Origin of the sequence: Streptomyces sp. NBC_00316, assembly GCF_036158715.1 — a bacterium.
In the GTDB taxonomy this organism is placed as follows: domain Bacteria; phylum Actinomycetota; class Actinomycetes; order Streptomycetales; family Streptomycetaceae; genus Streptomyces.
The window spans coordinates 3583072-3609581 of the sequence record NZ_CP108023.1; the positions used below are offsets into that span (position 1 = coordinate 3583072).

Genomic DNA, 26510 nt, shown 5'->3' on the forward strand with positions numbered 1-26510 from the left:
GGACGGACATGCGGGACAGCCACCGGGCCGAAGCCGAACGGCTGTTGGTACGCGCCGTGGAGGAAGAGGTACGCCGATCGGGCGGCCGGGCCGATCTCGGGACGCTGATGTCGCGGGGCCGGGCCGCGCTCGACTCGCTGGCGGCCGGTGCAGGCGAGGAGTACGCCGCGTACGTCCAGGCGCTCGACGCGATGGAGGTCGGGCAGAAGCCGCTGTCGCAGCGGTTCAGCAGGGCGACGATGGGAACTCCGCTGCTGGTCACAGGCGTTGCCGCGGTCGCCGCGTTCGGTGCGGATGTCGCGCTCGGCACGGCGGCCGGCCTCGCGATCGGTGCGGGCGCCACCGTCGCCGTCGCGGGCGCCGCGGCCACGGTCGCCAAGGTGACCGCCTCGCACTGGCCCGCCGCCCACCGGCAGGCGGGCGCGCTGGGGCAGCCCGGTGGTCCCGAGCAGTTGCGGCTGCAGTGGCTGGCGGCGCTGGAGGTGCGGGGCATCCGCCCGTTCCTGGACCAGCAGCGGATGCTGACCGCGTCGTCCCGCAAGCCGAAGAAGAGGACGACCGCCGTCGTGCCGCAGCTGCGCGGCGGGGACCGCAGTGCGGCGGCGCGCACCCGGTCGTTGCTCGGTCAGTCCTTCGGTCATCTGCCTGCCGCCGACGGGCCGTTCGCGGGGCGTCGGGCCGAGCTGGCGCAGATCGCCCGGTGGGTGCATGCGGCCCGGGCGTCGACGGAGACGAAGCCGACCGTCGTCGTGCTGCACGGGGTGCCCGGCTCGGGCCGCACCACGCTCGCCGTGCGGGCGGCGCACGAGTTGAAGGATCAGTTCCGGGGCGCGTGCGTGGTGGATCTGCGCTCGGACGTCTCCGGCGAGAATCCGCTGCCGACGCGTGACGCGCTGCTGCATCTGCTGAACCGGCTGGGTGCGCCCCGCGAGCAGCTGCTGTTCCGGGACGGGGCCTCCCCTGCTCGGGCGGAGACGGGAGTCCGGGGTGGTTCCTCCGCCGATCAGCAGGTGCGGCGGCTGGGCGAGCTGTACCACCAGCATCTGACGGGTACGCCGGTGACGGTCGTCCTCGACGACGCGGGCGACCCGGAGCAGGTCCGCATGCTGGTCCCGGAGCGCTCCGACAGCCTGGTGCTCGTCACCGCGCGTGCGCCCCTGGAGCTGCCTGCCGACCTTGCCGCCTGGGTGCATCAGCTGCCGGTGGGGCCGCTGGACGCGGCGGGCGCCGAGGAGCTGCTGCGCGCGGCGGCTGCGGAGCCGGAGCAGGGGCCGTACGACGCGCAGTCGACCGACATCGTCACCGAGCTGTGCGGTGGTCTGCCGTTGGCGTTGCGGACGGCGGGCTCCTCGCTCGGGGTGCGGACCCGCAGTGAGCTGGCCACCGATCTCGGTGCGTACGGTCCGGTCGCCCCGGTCGAGCGGGCTCTGTGGCTGCGCTACACCGACCAGTCCGAGCAGGCGCGGCGGCTGCTGCGGCGGCTCGCGCTGGCCGGGCGCGCCAGCCTGGGTGCGGCGGCGGCCGCGGCGTTGCTGTCCGCGGACGAGCAGGAGGCGCAGGGGCTGCTGACGGCGCTGTGCCGGGCGGGGCTCCTGGATCATGTGCGGGGCTCGCGCTACCGGCTGCACGATCTTGTGAGGGGCTTCGCTCTGGCCCGGTTGCTGGACGAGGAGGGGGCGACGGAGCGTACGGCGGCGCAGGAGCGGCTGATCCACAACTATGCGGAGCTGGCGGGTGCGGTGATCCGGATGGTGGACGGCAAGATGTCCACCCGGGCCGGGCAGTTCGGCTCGCACGGTTTCGCTTCGCTGGACGCGGCGCTGCACTGGCTGGACGACGAGTCGAGTTTCATCACGTCTGCGCTGCGGCATGCGGAGGGTGTCGACCAGGGTGCGGTCCTGGATCTGCTGGGTGCGCTGTGCGACTACTGTCTGCTGCGCGGCGACCTCTACCGGCTGGGCGAGATAAGCGAGTTGACGCAGGCCGTCGACAAGGGGCTGCTGGAGCGGTCGGTCCAGTGGCGTACCGGCATCGCGGCCCGGCAGCTCGGTGAGCTGGACAAGGCCCGCACCACGCTGTCCTCGGTCGTCGGGTTGTACCGCGAGGCGCAGAACGAGGCGGGTACGGCGCTGGCGCTCTGTTCGCTGGGCATCACGTTGCATCACCAGGGCAATCTGACCGAGGCGTCGGCGCGGCTGCGTGAGGCGATCGAGCTGCAGGCCTCGGACGAGCAGGCCGAGGACCGGGCGTGGTCGCTGCATGCGCTGGCCGCCGTCGAGCGCGACCGTGCGCGTCTCGCCGAGGCGCTGGCCCTTCTGGACACGGCGCTGGCCCTGCACCGGGAGGGTGAGTCGCTGCACGGCGAGGCGTGGGCGCAGTTCCAGCTGGGTCAGGTGCTGCTGCGGATGGGCGAGGTGGACCGGGCCGAGGAGGCGCTGCGTACGGCCCTGGATCTGTACGGCCGTACCCGTGACGAGCGCGGCGAGGCGTGGGCGATGACCCAGCTGGCCCGTGCGCGGCTGCTCGACGGCGATGCGGGTGCGGCGGTCGACGGGTTGCGGGGAGCGTTGTCCCGGCACCGCGACAACGAGGACGCACGTGGCGAGGCGTGGACGCTGTACTACCTGGGTCAGGCGCTGGAGGAGGCCGGCGACACCGATCGGGCGGTGCGGGAGCTGGAGCGGGCGCGCACGATGTTCTCGCGGATGCGGGACGTGTACGGGCTGGCGTGTGCCCGGCATCACTCGGGCCGGGTCACGCGTGACCAGCGGGCCGCGCAGACCGGCAACCTGCGCAATTCCGGTTTCGCCCGGCAGCTTCTGGTCGATGCGCGGGCCGATTTCCGGCGTATCGGTGTCCCGCACGGCGAGGCGTGGACGTGTCTGGAGCTGGCTCTGATCGACGCGGGCAACAACCGTGCGCCGCAGGCGCTGGCGCTGTGCGACGAGGCGGTGGGGCTGTTCGGTTCGTACGGCGACTTCCGGGGCGCCGACTGGGCCCGTTTCCTGCGCTGCACGCTGCTGCCGTATGCGTCGGCGGGCGGTACGGAGGTGGGCACGGTGGTGGCCCAGCAGGAGATCGCCGATCTGCTCGGGGCCGGTCATCCGACCCGTGACGGCAAGCTGGAGGACTGTGCGGAGGCGTTCGCGGTGGTGCTGAACCGGGGGATCGACCTGGAGGACGGCTGGCAGGCGTGGCGGCTCGGCCTGACCCCCACGCGCCGCACCCGGGAAATCATGGGCGTGGCGGTGGAAGCAAGGTCGTAGTGGCACCTCGCGGGCCGGGCCGTTCGGGCCGTCCCGCGAGGTGCGACAGGCTGCGCCGGAGGCCGCTACTTCGCGGCCCCGGCCCCCGCCCCGGACACGTCGGCCCCGGCCGACGCCGCGTCGGGATCCGGTGCCTCTTCGAAGTTCACCCTGCCCATGTGGCGGTTCATGGACTTCATCAGCAGCCACACGCCCACCGCGAGCGCCGCGAAGACGAGGAAGCCGAGGACGCCGGGTGTCACCTTGTTCTGGTCGAATTCCTCGGCGAGAGGAACGACGTGGGTCAGTGCCTGGGTCGCGTACATATCAGGCATTGTCGCGGATGCCCGCGAAGAGGTCGCTCTCGGGGAGGGACGTATCGACGAGAGACTTCGCCAGTTCGTACTCCTCGGTCGGCCAGACCTCGCGCTGGACGTCCATCGGAACGCGGAACCAGCCGCCGTCCGGGTCGATCTGGGTGGCGTGCGCGATGAGCGCCTTGTCCCGGATCTCGAAGAACTCCGCGCACGGGATGTGCGTGGTCAGCGTGCGCTCGACGCGCTCGAACTCCTTCCAGCGTGCCAGCCAGTCGCCGTAGGGCGATTCCAGGCCACGGGCTAGCAGCGCCTCGTGCAGCGCCACGGTGCGCGGGCGGTTGAAGCCCTGGTTGTAGTAGAGCTTCTGCGGCTGCCAGGCCGGGCCGAATTCCGCCTCGGGGAACTTCTCGGTGTCCGTGGCGCCGTCGAACGCGATCATCGAGATCGTGTGGGTCATGATGTGGTCGGGGTGCGGGTATCCGCCGTTCTCGTCGTACGTGGTGATGACGTGCGGACGGAAGGCGCGGATGCTGCGGACGAGCCGGCCCGCGGCCGCCTCGTCGTCCTCCAGTGCGAAGCAGCCCTCGGGCAGCGGCGGCAGCGGGTCGCCCTCGGGGAGCCCGGAGTCGACGAAGCCGAGCCACTCCTGCTTGACACCCAGGATCTCCCGGGCCTCGTCCATCTCCTTCTTGCGTACCTCGTGGATGTGCTCCTCGATGTACGCGTCGCCCTGGAGTTTCGGGTTGAGGATGGAGCCGCGCTCTCCGCCCGTGCAGGTCACGACCAGCACGTCCACCCCCTCGGACACATACTTGGCCATGGTGGCCGCGCCCTTGCTCGACTCGTCGTCGGGGTGGGCGTGCACGGCCATCAGTCGAAGCTGCTCAGTCAAGACTCGATCCTCAGTGATTGGTCGCCGTTGAGTGGTGCCCTCCCCGTGAGGACGTCCGTGCGGGGTGGCGGACGGGCACCGGGTGGCAGGCTTCTATAGTGACCGAACCTGGGGGTGGAAAATTCCTCGGTCCCCGGTGTGGAAGGAACGATCATGACTGCGGTGCGTGAAGCACTTCCGGAGGGCCGCTACGGGCGCTCCGCGGACGAGCGCGCGGACCGCAGGCTCCGGATCATCGGCTCGGCGCTGGGCGTCGTCCTGCTCGGCGTGGTCGGCTGGATCGGTTACGACTACGTGGCGGGCCAGGCCATCAGCGCCGAGGTGATCAAGTTCAAGATCGTCTCGGACGACCGCGTCGACATCCATCTGGAGGTCCGCAAGGACCGGGATGCGAAGGGTTACTGCACGCTCCGCTCGCAGCGCGTGGACGGTGACGACGTGGCCCGCAAGGACATCCGCTTCGACGACCGCAGCGACCGGATCGACCGGATCGTCTCGTTGCGTACGACGTCTCGGGCGACCAGCGTCGAACTGCTGGGCTGTACCGACGACGGCGGGTCGCGCTGACCGCCCCGCACCGCCGCCGACCTGCACTTATTGGCCCTGACCTGCATTGACACGGTCATAGCGGTTTTCCTTCTCCCCCTTTTACCGGGGAATTGTTAGGCTCGTGGTTTCGCCCACCCGTGGAGGCACATGCTTCTGGGTAGGGCGATGCTTTGTATTCCCAGTACCGACGTTTGAATTTCCAGTACCGACTAGGAGCACCTGTGACCCAGACCAGCGAAAACGTCACCTGGCTCACGCAGGAGGCGTACAACCAGCTCAAGGCCGAGCTGGAGTACCTGTCTGGTCCCGCGCGCACGGAGATCGCCGTCAAGATCGCGGCGGCCCGTGAGGAGGGTGACCTCCGGGAGAACGGCGGGTACCACGCGGCCAAGGAGGAGCAGGGCAAGATGGAGCTGCGCGTGCGTCAGCTCACCCAGCTCCTGGAGCACGCGAAGGTCGGCGAGGCCCCCGCCGACGACGGTGTGGTCGGGCCCGGCATGCTCGTCACCATCGCGTTCGACGGCGACCCCGACGACACCCTGACGTTCCTGCTCGCCTCCCGCGAGTATGCGAGCGCGGACATCGAGACCTACTCGCCGCAGTCCCCGCTCGGCTCCGGCGTGAACGGCAAGAAGACGGGCGAGGACGCGGAGTACGAGCTGCCGAACGGCAAGAGGGCCTCGGTGAAGATCCTCGACGCGAAGCCCTACACGGGCTGACCCGCCACACCTGCAGCACACGAAGGAGCCCCGGCCGCGGGACGGCCGGGGCTCTTCGCTGCCCTCAGACGGCCGCCGAGCGGTACTTGCGGACCGCCAGCGTCCGGAAGACCGCGATGATCAGCACGGACCAGATCAGCGAGGCCCAGACGGGGTGCTGCATCGGCCACGCGTCGGAGGGGGAGACGCCCGGGTTCCCGAAGAGCTCGCGGCAGGCCTGCACGGTCGCGCTGAACGGGTTCCACTCGGCGATCGGCTGCAGCCAGCCCGCCATGTTCTCGGTGGGCACGAAGGCGTTCGAGATGAAGGTGACCGGGAAGAGCCAGATGAGGCCGCCCGAGGTGGCCGCCTCGGGGGTGCGGACCGAGAGACCGATCAGCGCCCCGATCCAGGAGAAGGCGTAACCCAGCAGGAGCAGCAGCGCGAAGCCGCCGAGCACCTTGCCGGCGTTCTCCTCGGTGCGCCAGCCGACCAGCAGGGCGACGACCGCGAGGACGACCAGGGTGAGCGTCGTCTGGACGAGATCGGCGAGCGTCCGGCCGGTGAGCACCGCGCCGCGCGCCATGGGCAGCGAGCGGAACCGGTCGATGAGGCCCTTGTGCATGTCGTCCGCGATGCCGGCACCGGCGCCGGCGGTGGCGAAGGTCACGGTCTGCGCGAAGATGCCCGCCATCAGGAAGTTGCGGTAGTCGGCGGGACTGGTGGAACCGCCGATCATCATCGAGCCGCCGAAGACGTAGCTGAACAGCACCACGAACATGATCGGCTGGATCAGCCCGAAGATGACCATCTCGGGGATCCGGGTCATCCGGATCAGGTTGCGCCGGGCGACGACGAGGGAGTCGCGGACCGAGCGGCCCAGGGAACCTCCCGGGCGGGGGGCCGCGAGGTGCAGGGTGTCCGTCGTAGCAGTCACTTCGCGGCCTCCTGTCCGGCGTCCCGGCCGGTCTGCGCCCCGCGTCCGCGGGGGACGGTTCCGCTGTCGTCGGTCTCCGTCAGCTCGGCCACATGGCCGGTGAGCGAGAGGAACACGTCGTCGAGGGTGGGGCGGCGCAGGCCGATGTCGTCGATCTCGACCCCTCGGGTGTCGAGATCGCGGATGATCTCGGCGAGCAGTTTGGCGCCGCCGGAGACCGGGACGGTCAGTTTGCGGGTGTGCTGGGTGAGGGTGACCTCGCCCTTGCCCAGGTGGGCGAGGACGGCCCGGGCCGGATCGATCTGGTCGGCCTGGTGGACGACGACCTCGACGCGCTCGCCGCCGGTCTGGGCCTTGAGCTGGTCGGAGGTGCCGCGGGCGATGACGAGGCCGTGGTCGATGACGCAGATGTCGTGCGCCAGGCGGTCGGCCTCCTCCAGGTACTGGGTGGTCAGCAGGAGTGTCGTGCCGCCCGCGACGAGTTCCTCGATGACCTCCCACAGCTGCTGCCGGTTGCGCGGGTCGAGGCCGGTCGTCGGCTCGTCCATGAACATCACCGGCGGGGAGACGACGAGCGCCGCCGCCAGGTCGAGACGGCGGCGCATCCCTCCGGAGTACGTCTTCGCCGGCCGGTCGGCCGCGTCGGCGAGGTTGAACCGCTCCAGCAGCTGTCCCGCCCGGGCCTTCGCGTCGCGCCGGCTCATCTGGTAGAGCTGGCCGACCATCTGCAGGTTCTCGCGGCCGGTCAGGTACTCGTCGACCGCGGCGAACTGGCCGGAGAGCCCGATCGAGCGGCGGACGTCGTCGGGTCGCTTCAGTACGTCGATGCCCGCCACGACCGCCCTGCCGCTGTCCGGCCGGAGCAGCGTCGTCAGGACACGTACGGCGGTCGTCTTGCCGGCGCCGTTGGGGCCGAGGAGGCCCAGGACCGTGCCTTCCGGCACATCGAGATCTACACCGCCGAGTGCTCGTACGTCGCCGAAGGTCTTGACCAGGCCTTCGGCATGGATGGCGCCTGGCATACGGATTCCCCCAGAGCGTTCGGGTGACTTCCCTCACAGATCCTAGGATTCTGCGCCTCTCACCGCCCGGTGAACGCACACACCGAGGGGCCCGTGTGTCAGGCCGTCACCTCGTACCCCGCCTGCCGCAGCGCCACGGTGACCTCGTCGCAGTGGACCGGCCCCTTGGTCTCCAGATGCAGCTCCACCTCGACCTCGGTGAGCCCGAGCCGCGGATCGGTCCGCACATGGCCGATGTCCAGGACGTTGGCGTCGGCGACCGACAGTGCGGCGAGCAGCGTGGCCAGTGCCCCGGGGCGGTCCGTGAGCCGTACCCGCAGGCTCAGGTAACGGCCCGCCGACGCCATGCCGTGGGTCAGGATGCGCTGCATCAGCAGCGGGTCCACATTGCCGCCCGACAGCAGGGCGACCACCGGCCCTCGGAACGATCCCGGGTCGCTGAGCAGCGCCGCCACCGGACTCGCCCCGGCCGGTTCCACCACGAGCTTCGCCCGCTCCAGGCAGAGCAGCAGGGCGCTGGACAGCTCGGCCTCGGTGACCGTACGGACCTCGTCGACCAGCTCCTGGACGAGCCCGAACGGCACGTCGCCGGGGCGCCCCACCTTGATGCCGTCCGCCATGGTCTGCAGCCCGTCGATCGCGACGGGCCGGCCGGCCGCCAGGGAGGGCGGGTAGCAGGCGGCGCCCGCCGCCTGGACGCCGACGATCCGTACGTCGGGCCGGATCGCCTTGACCGCCACGGCGATGCCCGCGGCAAGGCCGCCGCCGCCGATCCCGACGACGATCGTGCGGACCTCGGGGCACTGCTCGAGGATCTCCAGGCCCACGGTGCCCTGACCCGCGATGATGTCCGGGTGGTCGAAGGGGTGGATGAACACCGCGCCGGTCTTCTGCGCGTACTCCTCCGCGGCGGCGAGCGTCTCGTCGACGACATGGCCGTGCAGCCGGACCTGCGCACCGTATTCGCGGGTCGCCGCGACCTTCGGCAGCGGTGCCCCGACCGGCATGAAGACCGTTGCGCGTACGCCGAGCAGTGCAGATGCGAGTGCCACACCCTGCGCATGGTTCCCGGCGCTGGCCGCGACGACCCCGGCCGCGCGTTCGACCGGGGACAGGCCGGCGATCCGTACGTACGCGCCGCGCAGCTTGAACGAGCCGGTCCGCTGCAGGTTCTCGCACTTGAAGTGGACCGGTGCGCCGACCAGCTCGGACAGATGGCGGCTGCCTTCCATCGCGGTCACCCGGGCCACACCGTCGAGCATCTTCTGCGCGCCCCGGACGTCGTCGAGGATCACGGGGGGAAAGAGGTGTGACGTACGGAAGTTCATGACTGCAAGTCTCGCAGCTGGACGCGGTGCGGGTCGGCGCCCCGTTGTCGTCCCGCACCGTTGTCCACAGGTTTGTGCGGCACTGGTACGCGTTGCCCCGGGGCCGCGTACTCTGTCCCCCACCCATCCGACACTGCACGAAGAGAGCCCCTGGCCATGCCCCCTCAGGACATGACGACTGCTGCGTCTCCTTCCGGGGGCGCCGCCCCCGAATCCTCGGGCCCCGACCACCTCCTCGATGTGCTGCAGCACCAGGTGGCGGTGTTCGCCCGTCGTGCCGAGCAGACCCGGCTCGGTGGTGTCGGCCAGGTCCGCAATTCCATGGACCGGGCCGCGTATCTGCTGCTCAACCGGCTGGACCGGGAAGGCCCGATGGGCGTCAAGGCGCTGGCCGCGGGCATGGGGATCGACTCCTCTACCGTGACCCGTCAGGTCGCACCGCTCGTCGACACCGGTCTGGTCAAGCGCACGTCGCACCCGGAGGACGGCCGGGCGGTCGTGCTCCAGCTGTCGCCGCGCGGGCATGCCCGGCTCAACGAGGTGCGGGCGTCGCGGCGCGAGCTGATGTCGCAGGTGACGCAGGAGTGGACGGCCGAGGAGCGGGACACGTTCTGTGACCTGCTGACGCGGTTCAACGAGGCGCTGGCCGCACGCCAGACGCATCAGCAGCCGACGGACGGCTGAGAGCCGCGGCGCCCGGGGCGCATTCGCCCGGTCCGGCCCCTTGACCAGGGGCCGTCGGCAGCGCTCCGATGTGGGTGTGCGAGAGCGGCAAGCAGGCCTTCAGAGGCGCCGCGCCCAGGAGTTCGAGGCCTTCGTGGCGGGCGCGGCGGGCCGACTGCTGCACACTGCCACGCTGCTCACCGCCGAACCCTCGCAGCCGCCCGGGGGCAACGACCGGGCGCTGCGTCTGCTGACCGCCGCGCTGGCCCGTACGTACGCGGGCTGGGACCGGTTGCACGGCGAGGATCCGTACGACCGCACCCGGCAGGAGCTGGCCGCCCGGTTCGCCCGGCAGACATGGCGCCACCATCGGCCGCGCGGCGGTCTGCTGGACCCGCTGACCCCGCAGGAGCGGCTGGTCCTGGTGCTGCGGCTGTACGAGGGTGTCGCCGAGGAGCAGACCGCCGCGCTGCTGGGGCTGCCGGTCGACCGGGTCCGGGCGCTCTGCAACCGGTCGGTGGCCACCATGACCGGCAGCCGCAGGCCCACTGCGCGCCGCCGGACCCTGCGGCTGCTGCGGACGGCGCCATGACGCGTCCCGTCCGCAGGGAGGATCAGGTCCGGCGGATGCTGGACGGGCCGCATCCGCAGCTGCCCGCCGGTCTCGCGGAGCAGGCGGCGGTGCGCGGCAGTCGCCTGCTGCGCCGCCGGCGGGCGGCGCGGACGCTGGCGCTGACGGTGCTGTTCGTGGCGGTGGCCGCGTTCGTGGTGTGGGCGGTGGTCGCCCAGCCGTGGCAGGTACCGCCGACCGATACGACGCCGCCCCTGGAAGGCTGGTAGGCCCGTATCGGCCCTGAAGTGGGGCGTCGTGCGGAGGTCAGCGCCTGACCGCACGGGCCCGCCCGGCGAAGCGCCGGGCAGACCGGCTCGGGGCCCGCCCGGCGCTTCGGGGATCACCACCGCCCGGGACGGACGGGCTCTCGGGTCTTTCGTTCGGGTCAGGCTGGATCAGGGAGCGGGGGCTGGTGCCCAGCATGATCCAGACGAGAGGCCGGCCCTAGCCGAGCGCCTGCGTCAGGTCCGCCAGCAGATCGTCCGCCGACTCGATGCCGACCGACAGCCGGACCAGGTCGGCCGGCACCTCCAGCGCCGAGCCCGCCACCGAGGCGTGCGTCATGCGGCCCGGGTGCTCCAGAAGGGACTCGACGCCGCCGAGGGACTCGCCGAGCGTGAACAGCTTCGCCCGGTTGCAGACCTCGACCGCCGCCTCCTCGCCGCCCTCGACACGGAACGACACCATGCCGCCGAACGCCCTCATCTGCTTCGCGGCGACCTCGTGCCCCGGGTGCTCCGGCAGCCCGGGGTAGAGGACCTGGGTCACCTTGGGGTGCCGGAGCAGCAGCTCGGCGACCTTGGCGGCGTTCTCGCTGTGCCGGTCCATCCGCACCGGCAGCGTCTTGATGCCGCGCAGCACCAACCAGGAGTCGAACGGTCCGGCGACAGCGCCCATCGCGTTCTGGTGGTAGGCCAGTTCCTCGCCGAGCTCCGCGTCCGCGGCGATCAGCGCACCGCCGACGACGTCCGAGTGACCGCCCATGTACTTGGTCAGGGAGTGCACGACGACGTCCGCGCCGAGCGCGATCGGCTGCTGGAGGTAGGGGCTGGCGAAGGTGTTGTCGACGACCAGCCGGGCACCCGCGGTGCGGGCGACGTCCGCGACGGCCGCGATGTCCGTGATGCCGAGCAGCGGGTTGGACGGGGTCTCGACCCAGATGACCTTCGTACGGTCGTTGACCGCGGCCCGGACCGCCGCCGGGTCGGAGGTGTCCGCGACGGAGAAGTCGACGCCCCAGCGCTTGACCACCTTGGCGAACAGCCGGAAGGTGCCGCCGTAGGCGTCGTTCGGGATGACGACATGGGCACCGGGGTACAGCAGCGTACGCAGCAGGCAGTCCTCCGCCGCGAGCCCTGACGCGAAGGCGAGACCGCGGCGGCCGCCCTCGATGGCCGCCAGGTTCTCCTCCAGCGCGGTACGCGTCGGGTTGGCACTGCGGCTGTACTCGTAGCCGCCGCGGAGCCCGCCGACGCCGTCCTGCTTGTACGTGGACACCTGATAGATGGGCGGAACCACGGCGCCGGTGAGGGGGTCGGCCGTGTTGCCCGCGTGGATCGCGAGAGTCTCGAAGCTGTGCTGGTCGCTCATGGAGCCAGAGCGTAGTTCGTCACAGGGGCGATCCACGGCCACTGCGCGGTCCGGTGACAATGGGCGTATGGAGATTCTCTGGTTCCTGATCGCGCTGTGCATGGTCGCCGCGGTCATCGGCCCCTTCGTGCTGCGCCGCCGGTCCGGCATCCACCAGGTCGCACCCGGTTCCCCGGACGCCGCCGACCCGGACACCTACGGCTTCGTGCGCCAGGAGGAACTGGACATCCGGATGCCGGGGCCCGACCAGGACCTCCTCGACGTCCTCGATGTCGTGCAGCGCACCCAGGACTGGCGTGCGGCCTCGCAGTTGCTCGCCGGTACGCCGAAGGAGGGCGAGGTGCGGTGGCAGCGGGTGCAGGCGTTCGCCGGTGCCGCCTCCCTCGAGCTGATGCAGGCCCCCGGGGTCGGCGGGGCGTGGCTGCGGTCGTGGCGGGCCGAAGCGCCGAAGGACGCAGGCGGTGCGGCCGTCCACGCCGAGTTCCTGGTCCAGCAGGCGTGGCGGTCGTCCACCGCGGGGACGGACGACTTCCGGATCATCCTCGAGGAGGCCCGTACGGTCTGCGGTGAGGCTGCTCTGCAGGCGCCCGGCGACCCGGTCCCGTACATCGTCGAACTGGCCGTCGCCCGCGGACTCGGCTACTCCCACAAGGAGTTCGACCAGCTCTGGCTGAAGATCATCGACCGTGCCCCGGCACACATGGGGGCGCACATCGCGGCGCTGCACTTCTGGTGCGAGAAGTGGCACGGTTCCCGCGAGGAGGCCGACCGCTTCGCCACGTCGGCTGCCGCCCGCGCACCGCAGGGTTCGCTGCTGGCCGCGCTGCCGCTGTTCGCGGTGTACGAGCATCTGCCCGAGGTCAATCTCGTCCAGGGCTTCTACCAGGGCCTGGTGGTGACGAAGGCGGTCGAGGGCGCGCTCTTCGCGGTGCACGCGGCGCGCCCCGACGACCCGATGCTCGCCCATGTCCGGCACCTGCTGGTGCTGTTCCTGGTGCGGATGGAGCGCTGGTCGGAGGCGATGAACCAACTCGTCCACATCGACGGGCACGTGGGCGCACTGCCGTGGACGCAGAACCCGGACCCGGCCGCCGAGTACGCGGTGTACCGCGCACTCGCGGTCGCCGGGTACGAGGCGAACGGCGGCAGCCCGGCAACGCTGCCGCGGTAGCCGCCCGGCGCCCGCTCCGGACGGTTGCCGTGCGCGGGGGCCGGGTCCCGCGCACCTCGAGGACGCCGGAATCCCCGGCGTCCTCGACGCGTTGTGATGGCTGCTTGTGATGGCTGCACACCGATCCCCGGAGGAGCCCCCGTATGTTCCTGCAGCACCGCACTCCGCAGCTCCCCACTCCCGAGGAGGCCCTGCGCGGTCGCCCGGCCCCCGAATTCTCCGTCCCCTCGCGCCACACGGTTCTCGGCAACCCGCTGCTCGGGCCCTACCCCGACGGGCTGGAGGTCGCGGACTTCGCGATGGGCTGTTTCTGGGGCGCCGAGCGAAAGTTCTGGCAGACGGACGGCGTCTGGACGACGCTCGTCGGCTACCAGGGCGGATACACCGAGAACCCGGTGTACGAAGAGGTCTGCTCGGGCCTGACCGGCCACGCGGAAGCGGTCCGCGTGGTCTTCGACCCGAAGGCCGTCACGTACGCCGAACTGCTGAAGGTCTTCTGGGAGTCCCACGACCCGACGCAGGGTTTCCGCCAGGGCAATGACGTCGGTACGCAGTACCGCTCGGCGCTCTACACCCACTCCCCCGAGCAGGAGGCGGTGGTGACCGCGTCGCGCGAGGCGTACCAGAAGGTCCTCACGGGCTCCGGGTACGGCGGGATCACCACGGCGATCCTCCCGGCGCAGGGCCGCACGTTCTGGCCCGCGGAGGCGTACCACCAGCAGTACCTCGACAAGAACCCGGCGGGCTACTGCGGGATCGGCGGGACGGGCGTGTCCTGCCCGATCGGTGTCGCCGGGGCAGATGGCTGAAGCCTCTCCCCCGCAGCTGCGGAGACAACGAGGGGCTGCTGACGGGCACGGACTGCCTACCTCCGACATCGCTGCCAGGACGGCCGGGTTGACCCTGTCAGCAGGTGCGGACCCGGCGGAGCGCACCTGGAACGCAGGACTGGCCACCTTCGAGGAGAACGACACCTCCTGCTGCTATGCCCTCCAGGACAAGGTCTGGGTGCACGGCCCGGGCCGGGAACCGTGGGAGGTCTACGTCGTCAAGGCCGACGCCGACACCCTCGGCAAGAGCGCCGACCCCAGCACCACCGGCGACGGCTGCTGCACCACCCGGGCCGCCGAACCGGCCTCGGTGTCGGCCGCGTGCAGCTGCGACTGAACCACCGGTTCGCGGACACGAGACGGCGGTCGCGGCACGTTCTCCCCGAGACGGTGCTCATCGGGGACGCCGCGACCCCTTCCCCGGTGACCGGCCCGGCTTCGACAAAATCACCATGACGGACCCCTTCACGGCCTGGAGCGGTCACCGGACGGCGCCCCGGCCTTCCGTCGTCAGTCGCCGGCCGGCGGGGCCGCCGCCCGCATCGCGGCAGCGGTCGCCGACGCGTCGTACCCCGGCCCGACGCCCTCGACGAGCACCACGTCGCCCGCCATGTTCCGCGTGCGCAGCGGCAGAAGTTCCTGGTAGGCGGGTGACTCGTACCAGTCGCGGGCGGCCTTCAGGTCGGGGAAGCCGATGATGACGAGCGCCCCGGGCCACTCGCCCTCGACCACCTCGACCTGCGTGCCGTGGACGAGGAAGCGGCCGCCGAAGGGGTCCATGGTCGGCTGGATGCGCTCGATGTAGGCGAGGACCTCCTCGCCGGGGTGTGCGGCGGGGTGCAGATGTCCTATGGCGTACGCGGTCATGGTGCCGCCCTCCGGATCCGGGGTCTGCCGTGGTTCGGCCGGCCCGTGCGCACCATGCTGCCCGCGGGCGTACGGACCGTCGATTACCTCCGGGGTAGGGGCCGGCCCCCTGCGCGCGGGACTCAGTCGGAGACGCCCAGGTCCTCCCGCATCAGCTCCCGCATCGTGTCGAGGAACGGGCTCGCCGCACTGAGGCTCTCCAGGGTCCGTGCCACGGTCTCGCCGTCGAGCACGAGGCCGCGATCCAGGCGTTTGACCGCCGCGTCGGTGCTCGCGAGGACCCGGTTGAGGTCGCGGGAGGCCTGCAGGATCCGCTCGGGCACGATCATCTGCGCCTCGGCGTAGCGGTCGCGGTGGTCAAGGCGGGCCTCTTCGAGCTGTGCACGTTCCTGCTCCGTGTAGACGCCGTCCCTGATGCGGTGCAGGGCATCCTTGAGGAGCGTGTGGAACTGCCGCGAGGCCCGGTTCATGGCGGTGTAGTGGGCGCGTCGCTCCTCGAACTTCCGCTGCTCCCCCGCGAGTCGGGCCTCCTCGGCGCGCTGTCGTGCGGTCAGCCGCTGGGCGAGCATCGGCGCGAACAGCGTCCCCAGCACACCGGCGACGGCGGTGATCATGGCGGTGATGGCAGCGGTCATGGAGGGGAGATTAGTGCGATGAACGGACGCCGGGCGGGGTGGTGGCAACGGCCGGGCACAGTCCGGTCGTTGCCACCACCCCGTGCCGGGGAGGCTCCCGCGTCCGTACGTCAGGCCGCCGCGTTCTCGGTGACCGTGACGCGGCCCTTGCGGATGGTCGCCAGCCGCGGCGCCCTGCGGGCGATCGCGCTGTCGTGGGTGACCATGATGAAGGTGAGTCCGTGCTCCTTCCACATGGTCTCCAGCACGTCCATGACCTCGTCGCGCATGGACTCGTCGAGGTTGCCGGTCGGCTCGTCGGCGAGCAGCACCTTCGGCTGCTTGACCAGGGCCCGGGCGATCGCCACGCGCTGTTGCTGGCCACCGGACATCTCGCCGGGAAGGTGTCCGAGCCGCTCACCGAGTCCGACGGAGTCCAGCGCCTCCGCGGCCCGCCTGCGCCGCTCCGACGTCTTGCCGCCGAGCGGGACGAGCGCCGTCTCGACGTTCTCCTGCGCGGTCAGTGTGGGGATGAGGTTGAAGCTCTGGAAGACGAAGCCGATGTTCTGGGCGCGCACCTTGGTGAGCTTGGCCTCGCTGAGCTTCGCGAGGTCCACACCGTCGAGTTCGACGCTGCCGGCCGTCGGGCGGTCCAGGCCGCCGAGCATCTGCAGCAGCGTGGACTTGCCGCCGCCGGTGGGGCCCTGGATGACCAGGCGGCCACCGTCCTCGATGGTCAGATCGACACCGGCGAGCGCGTCGACGGTGGACTTGCCGCGGGTATAGCGCTTCGTGACGCCGCTGAGCGTGTACATGGGTCAACTCCTGCTGGGCTGAAGGGGAGGGGGCTCGCGGGCGGGCTATTCGACGCGGCGCAGCGCATCCGCGGGGCGCAGTCGCGAAGCCCGCCAGCCGCCGAACGCGCCGGCGATCAGCCCGCCCGCCACGGCCAGCGCGACGGCGATCAGGATGGTGGAGAGGGAGACGGGTGCGGTGAGTGCGATGTCGAGGGACTTGGACGCCGACTGCCGGAGCGGGCCGCCCATGCCGCCTCCCATTCCGCCGCCACCGCCGCCGCCCGAGCCGCCGAGCTGCGCGGTGAGGGTGGGGCTGACGGCGGTCACGGCGTATGCACCGGCGAGACCGACGGCGATGCCGAGGACACCACCGATCAGACCGTTGACGAGGGCCTCGCCGACGACCTGCCGGGTGACGCGGCCGCTCTTCCAGCCGAGCGCCTTCAGCGTGCCGAACTCCCGCACCCGGCGGCTGACCGCGGAGGAGGTGAGCAGTCCCGCGACCAGGAAGGCGGCGATGAGGACGGCGATCGACAGCCACTTGCCGACGGTGGAGGCCAGGTCGGAGGCGGTGGACAGGGAGCCGGAGACGGTGTCGGCGAGATCTGCGGAGGTGGTGACGGTCGTGCCCGTGATGTTCTTCTGGATGGCGGACTTGACGCTGTCGATCTGCTGCGAGTCGGCGGCCTTGACGTAGACCGTGGTGACCTTGTCCTTGGAGTCGGCGAGGGTCTGCGCCTGCTTCAGCGGGATGTAGAGGTTGGCGGCCGCGTCACCGCTGTCCGCCGTGGAGACTCCGACGATCTTGTACTTGGTCCCGGAGATGGTCACGGTCTTGCCGACCGAGAGCTTCTTCTCCTTGGCGTACGCGGCGTCGACGACCGCGACCTTCGCGTCGGTCTCGGTGGTCTTGAACGCACGCCCCGTGGTGATCTTCGACGAGGTCAGCGGGCCGAGGTCCTGCTTGGTGACGTCGGTGCCGTACACGGTGTACGAGTTGACGTCGAACGAGGCGCCGCCGCCCCTGACTTCACCCTGCGGCGGGGTGCCGCCCCCGCGGCCGCCGCCGAAGCCGCCGTTCCCGTTCTGCTTGAACTCTCCGCGCTTGAACTGGCCGTCCACCTTCAGGACGGTCAGGCTCAGCCCGCCGACGGCGTCCGAGACGCCGCTCTGCTTGCCGACCTTGTCGACGGTGCTGGCGGCCAGGGTCTGGAAGCCCTGGACCATGACCCGGTCCGAGCTCTGGTTCGCGTCGTCGTCGTTGTCCTTGGCGTCGAACTCGAACCGGGGCCGCTGGCTGCCGGAGCCCGGTGCGGCGGCGGCCTTGGTCACCGTCATGTCCGTGCCGAGGCCGTACAGCGATTCCAGGACCTTGTCCTGGGCCTTGCTCATGCCGGAGGAGACCGAACTGACGATGATGACCAGCGCAATGCCGAGGGCGAGCCCCGAGGCGACGACGAGCGCCGCCTTTCTGCGGCGGCGCAGCTCGCGCCGGAGGTAGGTGAAGAACATGGCGCGAGGCTATGGACCGGTCGTGATGGCGAGTTAAGGCCTCGATGAGATCCCGATGAGAACGGCTGCGGACGCCACAGGGCGGTGGCGCCGGGATCCGATCGGATCCGGGGTGCCACCGCCCTGTGCGGAACGGGACTTCGGGGTGAGGAAGTTCCTCGGTGCGGGGTGCGGCCGGGGTCAGGCCGTGACGCCCGCCGTCCACTCGGCCCAGCTCATGTTCCAGCCGTTGAGACCGTTGTCGGGCGTGATGGTCTTGTCCGGGGAGTTCTTGACGATGACCACGTCGCCGACGATGGAGTTGTTGTAGAACCAGGCGGCGGGCTGGTTGGCGTCGCCCGCACCCTTCACATCGGCGAGGCCGACGCAGCCGTGGCTGGTGTTGACGCTGCCGAAGACCGACGGCGCGCCCCAGTAGTTGCCGTGGATGAAGGTGCCCGACGTGGACAGCCGCATGGCGTGCGGCACGTCCTTGATGTCGTACTCACCCTTGCCGTCGTCGTCGGTGAAGCCGACCGTCGCACCGTTCATCCGGGTCTCCTTGAACTTCTCGGAGATCACCATCTGACCGTTGTACGTCGGGTTGTCGGGCGAACCGGCGGAGATCGGGATCGTCTTGATCGTCTTGCCGTCCTGGGTGACGGTCATGGTGTGCGCCGCCGCGTCGACCGTCGAGACCTGGTTGCGGCCGACCTTGAAGGTGACCGTCTTCTGCTGCACGCCGTAGACGCCGTCCGCGCCCTCGACGCCGTCGAGCGCCAGCTTCAGCGTGACGGTGGAGCCGCCCGTCCAGTAGCTCTCGGGGCGCAGGTCGAGACGCTGCGCGTTGAACCAGTGGCCGACGACCTGCTGGCCGCTGCTGGACGTCACGGTGATACCGGCCTGGACGGCCTTCTTGTCCGTGATCGGCTTGTTGAAGTTGATCGAGACCGGCATGCCGACGCCGACCGTGGAGCCGTCCTCGGGCGTGAAGTTCCCTATGAAGCTGTTGGCGGGCGACACGGTGGTGAACGACGAGTTCTCGTGCGCCTCACGGCCCTTGGCGTCCTGGGCCGTCGCGCTGATCTTGTACGTGGTCGAGCGCTGCAGCTGGGCGGCCGGCTGCCAGCTCATGCCGTCGGAGGACAGGGTGCCCTCGACGGCCGCGCCGGCCGACGTGATCATGGCGACCTGCGTCAGCTTGCCCTTGGCGACAGTGACCTTGGCGTCGTTGTTGATGCTGGCGTTGGTCGCGCCGTTCTTCGGCGAGATGGTGATCTGCGCCTGGGAGGCCTCCTCGGCTGCCGCCTTGTCGACCTCCGCCGCCTGCGACTTCTTCGAGCTGTCGGCACTGGCGTTCGCGTCGCCGCTGTCGCTGCAGCCGGTGAGCACCAGCACGCCGCCGAGCAGTGCGGACGCGGCCATCAGGCCCTTGCGCCGCTTGCTGTCCGTCATCACACGCTTCTCCATCGTTGCCGAATCCGCTAATACCCCGAGCGGAACCGCCGTCCGGCGAGTCCCCGTCAATGCATCAAGAACACCTGGCCAGCGTCCTGCGTTCCACATCTGCCAGATATGTGGGGAACACCACTCACGGACGCAGCCGTGACAGTTGTGGTTCCCGGGGCCGGATACGCCATCGGCCCGGCCCGTGGAAGCGGGCCGGGCCGATGCGTTCAAAGGCCCCTTCAGGCTCGCAGCTCCGCGCCGCTGTCCTGGTTCCCCGCCCCATGGTGCACGATGTCGTCACCTTCCTCGTCGTCGAAGTCCCAGTCGTCCGGTTCCTCGGGGTCGTAGTCGATGATCTCGCTGCTCCAGGAGGCCTGGGCCAGTTCGACCCCCGGTACCTCGCCGACGAGGTCGAACGGGTCCACGAGGGAGGCGAGGGCCTCCGCGCCGTCTTCCCGTACCGCGGACTCCGCCTGCATGCGTTCGTCGGCGGACTCGCCGTCCGGCTCGCCGTACTCGGCCGCGATGCTCTCCAGTGCGGTGCCGCTGAGGGCGTCCGCGTCGGTGATCTCCAGCACCATCTCGACGCGAAGACGAACAAACCGTGATGTCTCAGAAGTGCTCATAGGCGCGAGCGTAGAGCTACCGGCAGCCCTGGCTTTTCTGCGACCCGCGGCTTTCATTAGCATCGGCGCAACCGGCTAACTCATCGCCGTCCCAAGGGGGATCGATTCCGTGGCCATCGCCCGCCGCCCGCTCCTGACCGCCACCGCGGCGGGCACGCTGCTGTGCGCCCTGTGGTTCGTCCCGTCGGCGAACGCGACGGACGAACGATCCGGTGGCGCACCGAGCGGACCGGCCGGCGCGTCCGCCGAGGACGCGGCGACCGGACCGGTGCTCGCCGAGACCGGCGCCGGGATCGGCACCACTGCGTATCTGATCGGTGGCACCGCGTTCCTGGTGGCCGGTGCGGGCTTCGTCGCCTTCTCCACGCGCCGTGCGCCGACGCGGTCCCCGATCGCCTGACGGGCCCGGCCTCCGGGTCCGTCAGGCGACCTCCGGGTCGTAGGGCCGGCCTGATCCGGACGAGAGAACCTAGGCCAGCGTCCCGGTCACCGGCTCCACGGCCGCAACCAGCTTTCCGCCCCGCACGAACGCGTCCGCCGCGGCCAGGTCGGGCGAGAGGAAGCGGTCCGGCCCCGGGCCCTCGACCCCGGCCGCCCGCAGCGCCTCGACAGCGGCCAGGGACGCGGGCGCCGGGCTGAGGCCCTGTGCGGCGCGCAGTTCGATGGCGCGGGTCGCGGCGTACAGCTCGACGGCGACGATCCGGCCGAGGTTCTCGACGGCGGTACGGAGCTTGCGCGCTGCCGACCAGCCCATGGAGACGTGGTCCTCCTGCATGGCGGAGGACGGGATCGAGTCCGCCGATGCCGGGACCGCGAGCCGCTTCATCTCACTGACCAGGGCGGCCTGCGTGTACTGGGCGATCATGAGGCCCGAGTCGACACCGGCGTCGTCGGCGAGGAACGGCGGCAGGCCGTGCGAACGGTTCTTGTCCAGCAGCCGGTCCGTGCGGCGCTCGGTGATCGAGCCGAGGTCGGCGGCGGCGATGGCCAGGAAGTCGAGTACGTACGCCACCGGGGCGCCGTGGAAGTTGCCGTTGGACTCCACCCGGCCGTCCGGCAGGACGACGGGGTTGTCGACGGCGGAGGCCAGCTCGCGGTCGGCGACGATCCCGGCGTACGCGAGGGTGTCCCGCCCGGCGCCGTTGACCTGGGGCGCGCAGCGTACGGAGTAGGCGTCCTGGACGCGCGGCGCGTCGTCCTGGTGGTGGCCGGTGAGGCCGGACCCGGCGAGCACCCGCAGCATGTTGTCGGCGCTGGCGCCCTGGCCGGGGTGCGGCCGGATGGCGTGCAGCTCCGGGGCGAGGACCTTGTCCGTGCCGAGCAGCGCCTCCAGGCTGAGCGCGGCCGTGATGTCGGCGGAGGTGTAGAGGCTACGCAGGTCGGCGAGGGCCATCACGAGCATGCCGAGCATGCCGTCGGTGCCGTTGAGGAGGGCGAGGCCCTCCTTCTCGCGGAGCTCGACGGGGGTGATGCCGTGGGCGGCGAGCAGTTCGCCGGCCGGGCGGACCACGCCGTCGGGGCCCTCCGCGTCGCCCTCGCCCATCAGCGTCAGGGCGCAGTGCGAGAGCGGTGCCAGGTCGCCGGAGCAGCCGAGCGAACCGTACTCGTGCACGACGGGGGTGATGCCTGCGTTCAGCACGTCGGCCATGGTCTGCGCGACCTCGGGGCGTACGCCGGTGCGCCCGGAGCAGACCGTCTTCAAGCGCAGGAACATCAGCGCCCGGACGACCTCACGCTCGACGCGCGGGCCCATGCCGGCTGCGTGCGAGCGGACGATGTTGCGCTGGAGCTGGGCCCGCAGCTCGGGGCTGATGTGACGGGACGCGAGCGCGCCGAAGCCGGTGGAGACGCCGTAGACCGGTTCGGGTTTGGCGGCGAGCGCGTCCACGATCTCGCGGGCGGCTGCCAGCGCGCTCACGGCGGCTGCGGAGAGCTCGACGCGGGCGCCCACGCGCGCCACGGCGATGACGTCCTCTGCGGTGGTACCGGACGTCCCCACCACGACTGTGTGCATATCCATATTCAGAAGCGTACGGACTGAATCCCTTCATGTCACTAGTGGTCGTGCAGTTGACCCCTTACCGATCCGTACGCGGATCCTCCGCAGCGCCGCCCTCGCCTACGGCCGGCTGCCGCGCAGCCTGCGGCGGTCGTGGGCGGACTTCGGCGGAGAGTCGGCAAGCCGGATGACCTCGCCGTCGCGCCCCGCCACCACCGGCTTCGCCGAGCGGGCCGCCTTCGCCCGGTACTGGGCCGCGTCCGCCAGGCGGAACAGCCGTCGGGCGGAAGTCACCGGACCGATCGGGTCACCGGTCGACGCGATCCCGCAGGCGACCCCGTCACCGTGCTCCAACTCGGCTGCACGGTCGCAGAGTTCGGTGGCCACCTCGATCACCTCGTCCGCGCCGGGGCCCAGCGCCAGCAGACAGAACTCGTCACCGCCGAGCCGGGCGGCCAGTGCGTCGGACAGCATCGCACCGCATCGGGAGAGCACCGAGCCGAAACGTTCCAGCAGCCGGTCGCCGACCGCGTGGCCCAGGGTGTCGTTGACCCCCTTCAGGCCGTTCAGATCGCAGACGACCAGACTGACCACCGAGCCGTCGGCGCGGTGCCGCTCCACCGCCTCGTCGAGCCGCGCGTCGACGGCCCGGCGGTTGGCGAGTCCGGTCAGCGGGTCGGTGAAAGCGAGCTTGCGGACCTCTTCGAGGCGCTCCGTCTGGGAGATCCCGGCCGCGACGACGGCCGCCAGCACCGTCGCGAAGTCCGCGTCCTCCCGCCCGAACACCGGAACCCCCACCGGGCGCGCCACATACAGCTCGCCCCAGGCCCGGCCGTGCAGCACGATCGGCGCAACCACGCAGCAGCCGCGCCCGCGCCGCCGCAGGGCCGCCACGCGCTGATGGCGGTACACACCTCCGTAACCGTGCGCACCCGCCACCGCCATGCCGGGCACGGCGGCATCCTCGGCATCCGCCGCCCCGGCCGGCCCGTCAGCGGTCTCCACCCAGGCGTCCGGCTCACCGCCGCCCGCCCAGCGCTCGTGCAGGAACTCCGTGATCTCCGGGAACTGGTGCACCGGATACGTCTCGTCGTCGGGGAACTCGTCCTCCCCCTCCGCCCGTTCGCCCGCGTTCACCAGCACCCTCAGCCGGCCCGGCCCGCGCTCCCACACCGAGAGAGCGGCGAAGCTGCCGCCCAGCGCCTCGCACGCCCCCAGCGCGGCCGCCCGCCAGGTCTCCGGCGGGGTGTGGGCCGCCGCCATTGCCTGTGCAAGCGAAACCACGGCCCGCAGCCGCGCATCTTCACCACCCATCGTTACATCGTATGTAGATTTGTGGAGTTTTGATCAATTTGAGGAACCGGACCCTCCGCGCTGCGTCGAAGGGGCACGCACCGTCACTCGCCGGGCCAGTTCGGCCTGCGCTTCTCGTTGAACGCGGCGACGCCCTCCGCCCGGTCCCCGGAGAAGGCCACCGACCGCCAGGCCGCGTCCTCCACTTCCAGACCGGCCCGCAGATCGAGCCCGTGCCCGAGCCGCAGCGCACGCTTCGCGGCACGCAGACCCACCGGCGAGTTGGCGGCGATCCGGCCGGCCAGCGCCAGCGCCTGCGTCCGGTCCTGCCCCGCCTCCACCAGCTCGTCGACCAGACCCAGCTCCCGGGCCTCGGCCGCTTCCACCCGTCGGGCGGTGAAGACCAGCTCGGCGGCGCGCGCCGCACCGATCCGGCGCGGCAGCAACTGCGTACCGCCGCCGCCCGGGATGACTCCGACCGAGACCTCGGGCAGCCCCACCACGGCCGTACGGTCGGCGACGATCAGATCGCAGGACAGCGCCAGCTCGAAACCGCCCCCGAGTGCGAACCCGTGCACGGCGGCGACCGTCGGCATCGGCAGGTCGAGCACACCGGTGTAGGCGGCACGGGCGGTCGGCCGCTGACGCATCAGCTCGGCGTCCGTGAACGAGTTCCGCTCCTTGAGGTCCGCGCCCACGCAGAAGGCGCGCTCATGGCTGGAGGTCAGGACGGTGACCCGGACACCGGGGTCGGCGGCGAGCGCGGCGCAGGCCGCACCGAGCGAGCGGGCCATCTCGGTCGACACCGCGTTCATCGCCTTGGGCCGGTCCAGGACCAGCTCGGCGACGTGTTCCTGGCCCTCGTGGACCCGTACGACGACGAACTCCCCGAACCGCTGCTCCGACGTGACGGTCATGGCTGCACCCCTCCGGTTAACGAGCGTTACCGGAGGATCCTAGGCCGCGCCCCGGACCGGGACAGGGGTCAGGAGGTGCCTCGTCGCGCCAGCAGCCACGGTTCCACCACGCCGAGCCCGCGCACCGGCCGCTGCCACATCGGCTGCAGCCCGTACCGGTACTTCGGCACGACCAGCGGCTCCACACCCTCCTCGCGCTCCTTCTCGGCCGCCGCGGCCTCCTCCGCCGCCTGGGCCTCGGAGGCCGGGGCGTCCCCGGTACGCGTCAGCTCCTCGGCAAACGCGCCGTCCACCAGCACGGCGTCCTTCGGCGCTATCGACGTGAGCCGGCTGGCGAGATTCACCGTCGTGCCGAAGACATCGCCCATCCGGGTCGTGACGGTGCCGAACGCGATGCCGACGCGCAACGCCGGCATCGTCTCGTCCTGGGTCATCGCCTCTATCAGGCGCAGCGCGATCTCGGCCGCAGTACCCGCGTCGTCGGCGGCGAAGAGAACCTCGTCGCCGAGGGTCTTGATGAGCCGGCCGCCGTGCGCGGCGACCAGGTCGGCGGAGGTCGTCTCGAACGCCTCGACGAGCTCGCCGAGCTCCTCCTCCTCCAGCCGGCGGGTCAGCCGGGTGAATCCGACCAGGTCCGCGAAACCGACGGCGAGCCTGCGGTCGACCATCTCGTCGTCGTCCGCGGCCTGCACCACGCGGCCGGTCGCGGCGGCGAGCTGGCGCCGCCAGACGTAGATGAGGAACTCCTCCAGCTCGGGCAGGAGCAGCTCGACCAGCGGGTACGTCACCTCGGTGCGGGTCATGCCGGGCTCGGGGGGTTCGGTCAGACCCTCCAGGAAGGAATCGATCTGCCACTCCGCCAGCCGGGCGGTCGTCTGCCCGGTGGACCGGGCGACCTGCACCGCCATCGGCTCGCTGAGCAGCCCGGCCTCGACGAGGCCGGCGAGCCGGCGCAGCGCCAGTACGTCCGCCTCGGTGAGCGCCTTGGCCTGCCCGATGTCGGCGAATCCCATGGCCCGCCAGAACCGGGACGCCAGGTCCATCGAGACTCCGGCGGTACGGGCGGCCTGGAACGGGGTATAGCGACGGTCGGCGCCCAGAATCAGCTGTTCCAGCCGGATCGCGAGGGGATCGTCGGTCGGTTCGGCCGTGTGGTCGACTTCGTGATGCGGTGTCGCGTGGACCGAGGGCTCCGGCCGGGGCTCCGCGCCCGCACCGGAGGTCGTGTCGTCGACGGTCACCAGCCGCCTCCTGCCCGTTCCCTGCGCACTGCCCTGCCGATCTGTCGGTGGATCGCCTCAACGATACGGCAGATGTGCGCTACCTCACGTCCTCAGGGCACCCGGGTACGGGGTCGGCCGGGGACAGGGGCCCGTCGGGGGTGCTCCTCGGTGGGTGGTTTCCACGGGGGTGGAGGTCCGGGAGCACCCGGAGAACGGCTGGTGGCGAGCCCGGTACGCCGGGCGGGACCCGTGAGTGGTCGCCATCGGGCAGGGGGCCGGAGGCGGGCCGGATACGCGGGGCGGGGCCCCGTGAGCGGTCGCCACCGGGCAGGAGGCCGGGAGCGGCCCGGGAACAGTCGGTCGCGGGCCGGGCGCGTGAAGTGTGGCCCCTGGGTGCCTTTCCACCGGGCAGGGGCCGGGAGCGGCCCGGGGACGGCAAGCGGCGGCCCGGGCCGGGGTGCTCAGGTCAGGGTGTCGTCCGTACCGCGCAGGTGGATGATGTCGGCCGCCGACAGCGGCTCCTGGACGCCGTCGGCGGTGGACAGGATCAGGCGGCCGTCGCCGTCGACCGCCACCGCCTCGCCGACGACCGACCGGTCGCCGGGCAGCTGGGCCCGTACCGTCCTGCCCAGCGTCGCGCAGCCTGCCGCGTACGCCGCCTGCAGGCCGCTGCGCGCCGCGTCACCGCCTGCTGCACGCCACTCGACGTACCAGTGGTCCAGTGAGCGCAGCACGCCGCGCAGGAGCGTCTCCCGGTCGGTGGAGACCGCCCCGGCCAGCGACAGCGAGGCGGCCGTCGGGGCGGGCAGTTCGGCCGCGCGCAGGGTGACATTGAGACCGATGCCGACGACGACGCCGTTCCCGGCCCGTTCGGCCAGGATGCCGCCCGCCTTGCGTTCCTCGCCCGCCACATCGACCAGCAGGTCGTTGGGCCATTTCAGTGCCGTGTCGACGCCTGCCGCCTTTGCCAGACCGGTGGCGGTCGCGACACCGGCGAGCAGTGGCAGCCAGCCCCACCGGTGGACCGGCACGTCGTCGCCGGGGACGAGGTAGACGGAGAAGAACAGCCCCGAGCGGGCCGGCGCCGTCCAGGAACGGTCGAGGCGGCCACGGCCCGCGGTCTGCTCCTCGGCGACCAGGACGGTGCCCTCGGCGAGCTCGGCCGCCCGCGCCGCGAGGTCGGTGTTGGTGGACCCGGTGGAGTCCACGACGTCGAGCGAGGTCCACAGCGCGCCCGGCCGCAGCAGCCCACGGCGCAGCGCGGGGACGTTCAGAGGCGGCCGGTCCAGGTCCGACCAGCGGTTCGGTGACGCATCCGGAGGTGTCATGCAAGCCACCCTAGGTGTGGCAAACGACGCACTGCCGAACCGTATCCGCGC

Annotated in this window: 26 protein-coding genes and 1 pseudogene; 10 read left to right on the forward strand and 17 right to left on the reverse strand. The window is 71.3% G+C overall.

Going from position 1 to position 26510, the window contains the following annotated elements:
* Positions 1-8: 8 nt before the first annotated feature.
* Entirely contained in the window at positions 9-3266 is a 3258-nt protein-coding gene (locus tag OG878_RS15760; protein ID WP_328887391.1) for a tetratricopeptide repeat protein, read from the forward strand.
* 65 nt (positions 3267-3331) lie between these two features.
* On the opposite strand, the gene OG878_RS15765 is transcribed toward OG878_RS15760, so the two are convergent.
* A complete protein-coding gene (locus tag OG878_RS15765) occupies positions 3332-3571 on the reverse strand; it encodes a hypothetical protein (protein WP_328887392.1) in 240 nt (79 codons plus the stop codon).
* A 1-nt stretch (position 3572) separates the two neighbouring features.
* Positions 3573-4454, reverse strand: a complete 882-nt coding sequence (mca, locus tag OG878_RS15770) for a mycothiol conjugate amidase Mca (RefSeq protein WP_328887393.1) — start codon at positions 4452-4454, stop codon at positions 3573-3575.
* 153 nt (positions 4455-4607) lie between these two features.
* On the opposite strand from mca, the gene OG878_RS15775 reads away from it, so the two are divergent.
* Together OG878_RS15775 and greA are read left to right on the forward strand one after the other, a co-directional pair.
* Positions 4608-5021 carry a DUF4307 domain-containing protein gene (locus OG878_RS15775; protein ID WP_328887394.1) on the forward strand — a complete coding sequence of 138 codons (414 nt, stop codon included), beginning with the start codon at positions 4608-4610 and terminating at the stop codon, positions 5019-5021.
* 203 nt (positions 5022-5224) lie between these two features.
* Entirely contained in the window at positions 5225-5722 is a 498-nt protein-coding gene (greA, locus tag OG878_RS15780; protein WP_328887395.1) for a transcription elongation factor GreA, read from the forward strand.
* A gap of 64 nt (positions 5723-5786) precedes the next feature.
* Here the strand turns inward: greA and OG878_RS15785 are convergent, their stop codons facing one another.
* The 3 genes from OG878_RS15785 to ilvA all read right to left on the reverse strand — a co-directional run bounded on the left by OG878_RS15785 (position 5787) and on the right by ilvA (position 8988).
* Complete coding sequence (locus OG878_RS15785) at positions 5787-6638, reverse strand: ABC transporter permease (protein ID WP_328887396.1); 852 nt, start codon at positions 6636-6638, stop codon at positions 5787-5789.
* The gene (locus OG878_RS15790) at positions 6635-7660 is read right to left on the reverse strand and encodes an ATP-binding cassette domain-containing protein (RefSeq protein WP_328887397.1); all 1026 of its coding nucleotides are present in this window, start codon (positions 7658-7660) and stop codon (positions 6635-6637) included. Before OG878_RS15790 ends, OG878_RS15785 begins: the two co-directional genes overlap by 4 nt.
* A 98-nt stretch (positions 7661-7758) precedes the next feature.
* Positions 7759-8988, reverse strand: a complete 1230-nt coding sequence (gene ilvA / locus OG878_RS15795; RefSeq protein ID WP_328887398.1) for a threonine ammonia-lyase — start codon at positions 8986-8988, stop codon at positions 7759-7761.
* 156 nt (positions 8989-9144) lie between these two features.
* Here ilvA and OG878_RS15800 point away from each other — a divergent pair, with 156 nt between their 5' ends.
* The 3 genes from OG878_RS15800 to OG878_RS15810 all read left to right on the forward strand — a co-directional run bounded on the left by OG878_RS15800 (position 9145) and on the right by OG878_RS15810 (position 10491).
* Positions 9145-9672 carry a MarR family winged helix-turn-helix transcriptional regulator gene (locus OG878_RS15800; RefSeq protein WP_328887399.1) on the forward strand — a complete coding sequence of 176 codons (528 nt, stop codon included), beginning with the start codon at positions 9145-9147 and terminating at the stop codon, positions 9670-9672.
* 76 nt (positions 9673-9748) lie between these two features.
* On the forward strand, positions 9749-10243 hold the full coding sequence (locus tag OG878_RS15805) for a sigma factor-like helix-turn-helix DNA-binding protein (protein ID WP_328887400.1): 495 nt from the start codon (positions 9749-9751) through the stop codon (positions 10241-10243).
* Positions 10240-10491, forward strand: a complete 252-nt coding sequence (locus OG878_RS15810) for a hypothetical protein (protein ID WP_328887401.1) — start codon at positions 10240-10242, stop codon at positions 10489-10491. Before OG878_RS15805 ends, OG878_RS15810 begins: the two co-directional genes overlap by 4 nt.
* A 217-nt stretch (positions 10492-10708) precedes the next feature.
* Here OG878_RS15810 and OG878_RS15815 read toward each other — a convergent pair whose 3' ends face one another.
* A complete protein-coding gene (locus OG878_RS15815) occupies positions 10709-11854 on the reverse strand; it encodes a cystathionine gamma-synthase (RefSeq protein WP_328887402.1) in 1146 nt (381 codons plus the stop codon).
* A gap of 67 nt (positions 11855-11921) precedes the next feature.
* Here OG878_RS15815 and OG878_RS15820 point away from each other — a divergent pair, with 67 nt between their 5' ends.
* The 3 genes and pseudogenes from OG878_RS15820 to OG878_RS15830 form a co-directional block, all read left to right on the forward strand.
* Positions 11922-13025 (forward strand): hypothetical protein, encoded by a 1104-nt coding sequence (locus tag OG878_RS15820; protein WP_328887403.1) that lies wholly within the window; start codon positions 11922-11924, stop codon positions 13023-13025.
* Between the two features lie 143 nt (positions 13026-13168).
* Positions 13169-13834 (forward strand): peptide-methionine (S)-S-oxide reductase MsrA, encoded by a 666-nt coding sequence (msrA, locus tag OG878_RS15825; protein ID WP_328887404.1) that lies wholly within the window; start codon positions 13169-13171, stop codon positions 13832-13834.
* A gap of 121 nt (positions 13835-13955) precedes the next feature.
* Positions 13956-14192: pseudogene (locus OG878_RS15830) on the forward strand (glyoxalase/bleomycin resistance/dioxygenase family protein); the annotation flags it as partial.
* Between the two features lie 173 nt (positions 14193-14365).
* Here the strand turns inward: OG878_RS15830 and OG878_RS15835 are convergent.
* The 6 genes from OG878_RS15835 to OG878_RS15860 form a co-directional block, all read right to left on the reverse strand.
* Positions 14366-14722, reverse strand: a complete 357-nt coding sequence (locus tag OG878_RS15835; RefSeq protein ID WP_328887405.1) for a DUF1330 domain-containing protein — start codon at positions 14720-14722, stop codon at positions 14366-14368.
* Positions 14723-14844: 122 nt separating this feature from the next.
* The gene (locus OG878_RS15840) at positions 14845-15357 is read right to left on the reverse strand and encodes a hypothetical protein (protein WP_328887406.1); all 513 of its coding nucleotides are present in this window, start codon (positions 15355-15357) and stop codon (positions 14845-14847) included.
* 110 nt (positions 15358-15467) lie between these two features.
* On the reverse strand, positions 15468-16151 hold the full coding sequence (locus OG878_RS15845) for an ABC transporter ATP-binding protein (protein WP_328887407.1): 684 nt from the start codon (positions 16149-16151) through the stop codon (positions 15468-15470).
* Between the two features lie 45 nt (positions 16152-16196).
* The gene (locus tag OG878_RS15850; protein WP_328887408.1) at positions 16197-17645 is read right to left on the reverse strand and encodes an ABC transporter permease; all 1449 of its coding nucleotides are present in this window, start codon (positions 17643-17645) and stop codon (positions 16197-16199) included.
* 180 nt (positions 17646-17825) lie between these two features.
* Positions 17826-19094, reverse strand: a complete 1269-nt coding sequence (locus tag OG878_RS15855) for a L,D-transpeptidase (protein ID WP_328887409.1) — start codon at positions 19092-19094, stop codon at positions 17826-17828.
* A 218-nt stretch (positions 19095-19312) separates the two neighbouring features.
* Complete coding sequence (locus tag OG878_RS15860) at positions 19313-19699, reverse strand: hypothetical protein (RefSeq protein ID WP_328887410.1); 387 nt, start codon at positions 19697-19699, stop codon at positions 19313-19315.
* A 109-nt stretch (positions 19700-19808) separates the two neighbouring features.
* Here OG878_RS15860 and OG878_RS15865 point away from each other — a divergent pair, with 109 nt between their 5' ends.
* On the forward strand, positions 19809-20099 hold the full coding sequence (locus OG878_RS15865; protein ID WP_328887411.1) for an LPXTG cell wall anchor domain-containing protein: 291 nt from the start codon (positions 19809-19811) through the stop codon (positions 20097-20099).
* A gap of 69 nt (positions 20100-20168) precedes the next feature.
* On the opposite strand, the gene hutH is transcribed toward OG878_RS15865, so the two are convergent.
* From hutH to OG878_RS15890, 5 genes are all read right to left on the reverse strand, one after another.
* Positions 20169-21719 (reverse strand): histidine ammonia-lyase, encoded by a 1551-nt coding sequence (gene hutH / locus OG878_RS15870; protein WP_328887412.1) that lies wholly within the window; start codon positions 21717-21719, stop codon positions 20169-20171.
* Between the two features lie 99 nt (positions 21720-21818).
* Positions 21819-23012 (reverse strand): GGDEF domain-containing protein, encoded by a 1194-nt coding sequence (locus OG878_RS15875; protein ID WP_328887413.1) that lies wholly within the window; start codon positions 23010-23012, stop codon positions 21819-21821.
* A gap of 83 nt (positions 23013-23095) precedes the next feature.
* Positions 23096-23908 (reverse strand): enoyl-CoA hydratase/isomerase family protein, encoded by an 813-nt coding sequence (locus tag OG878_RS15880; RefSeq protein ID WP_328887414.1) that lies wholly within the window; start codon positions 23906-23908, stop codon positions 23096-23098.
* 68 nt (positions 23909-23976) lie between these two features.
* Positions 23977-25149, reverse strand: coding sequence for an adenylate/guanylate cyclase domain-containing protein (locus OG878_RS15885; RefSeq protein WP_328887415.1), 1173 nt, complete (start codon positions 25147-25149; stop codon positions 23977-23979).
* A gap of 443 nt (positions 25150-25592) precedes the next feature.
* Positions 25593-26459, reverse strand: a complete 867-nt coding sequence (locus tag OG878_RS15890) for a biotin--[acetyl-CoA-carboxylase] ligase (RefSeq protein WP_328887416.1) — start codon at positions 26457-26459, stop codon at positions 25593-25595.
* Positions 26460-26510: the final 51 nt, after the last annotated feature.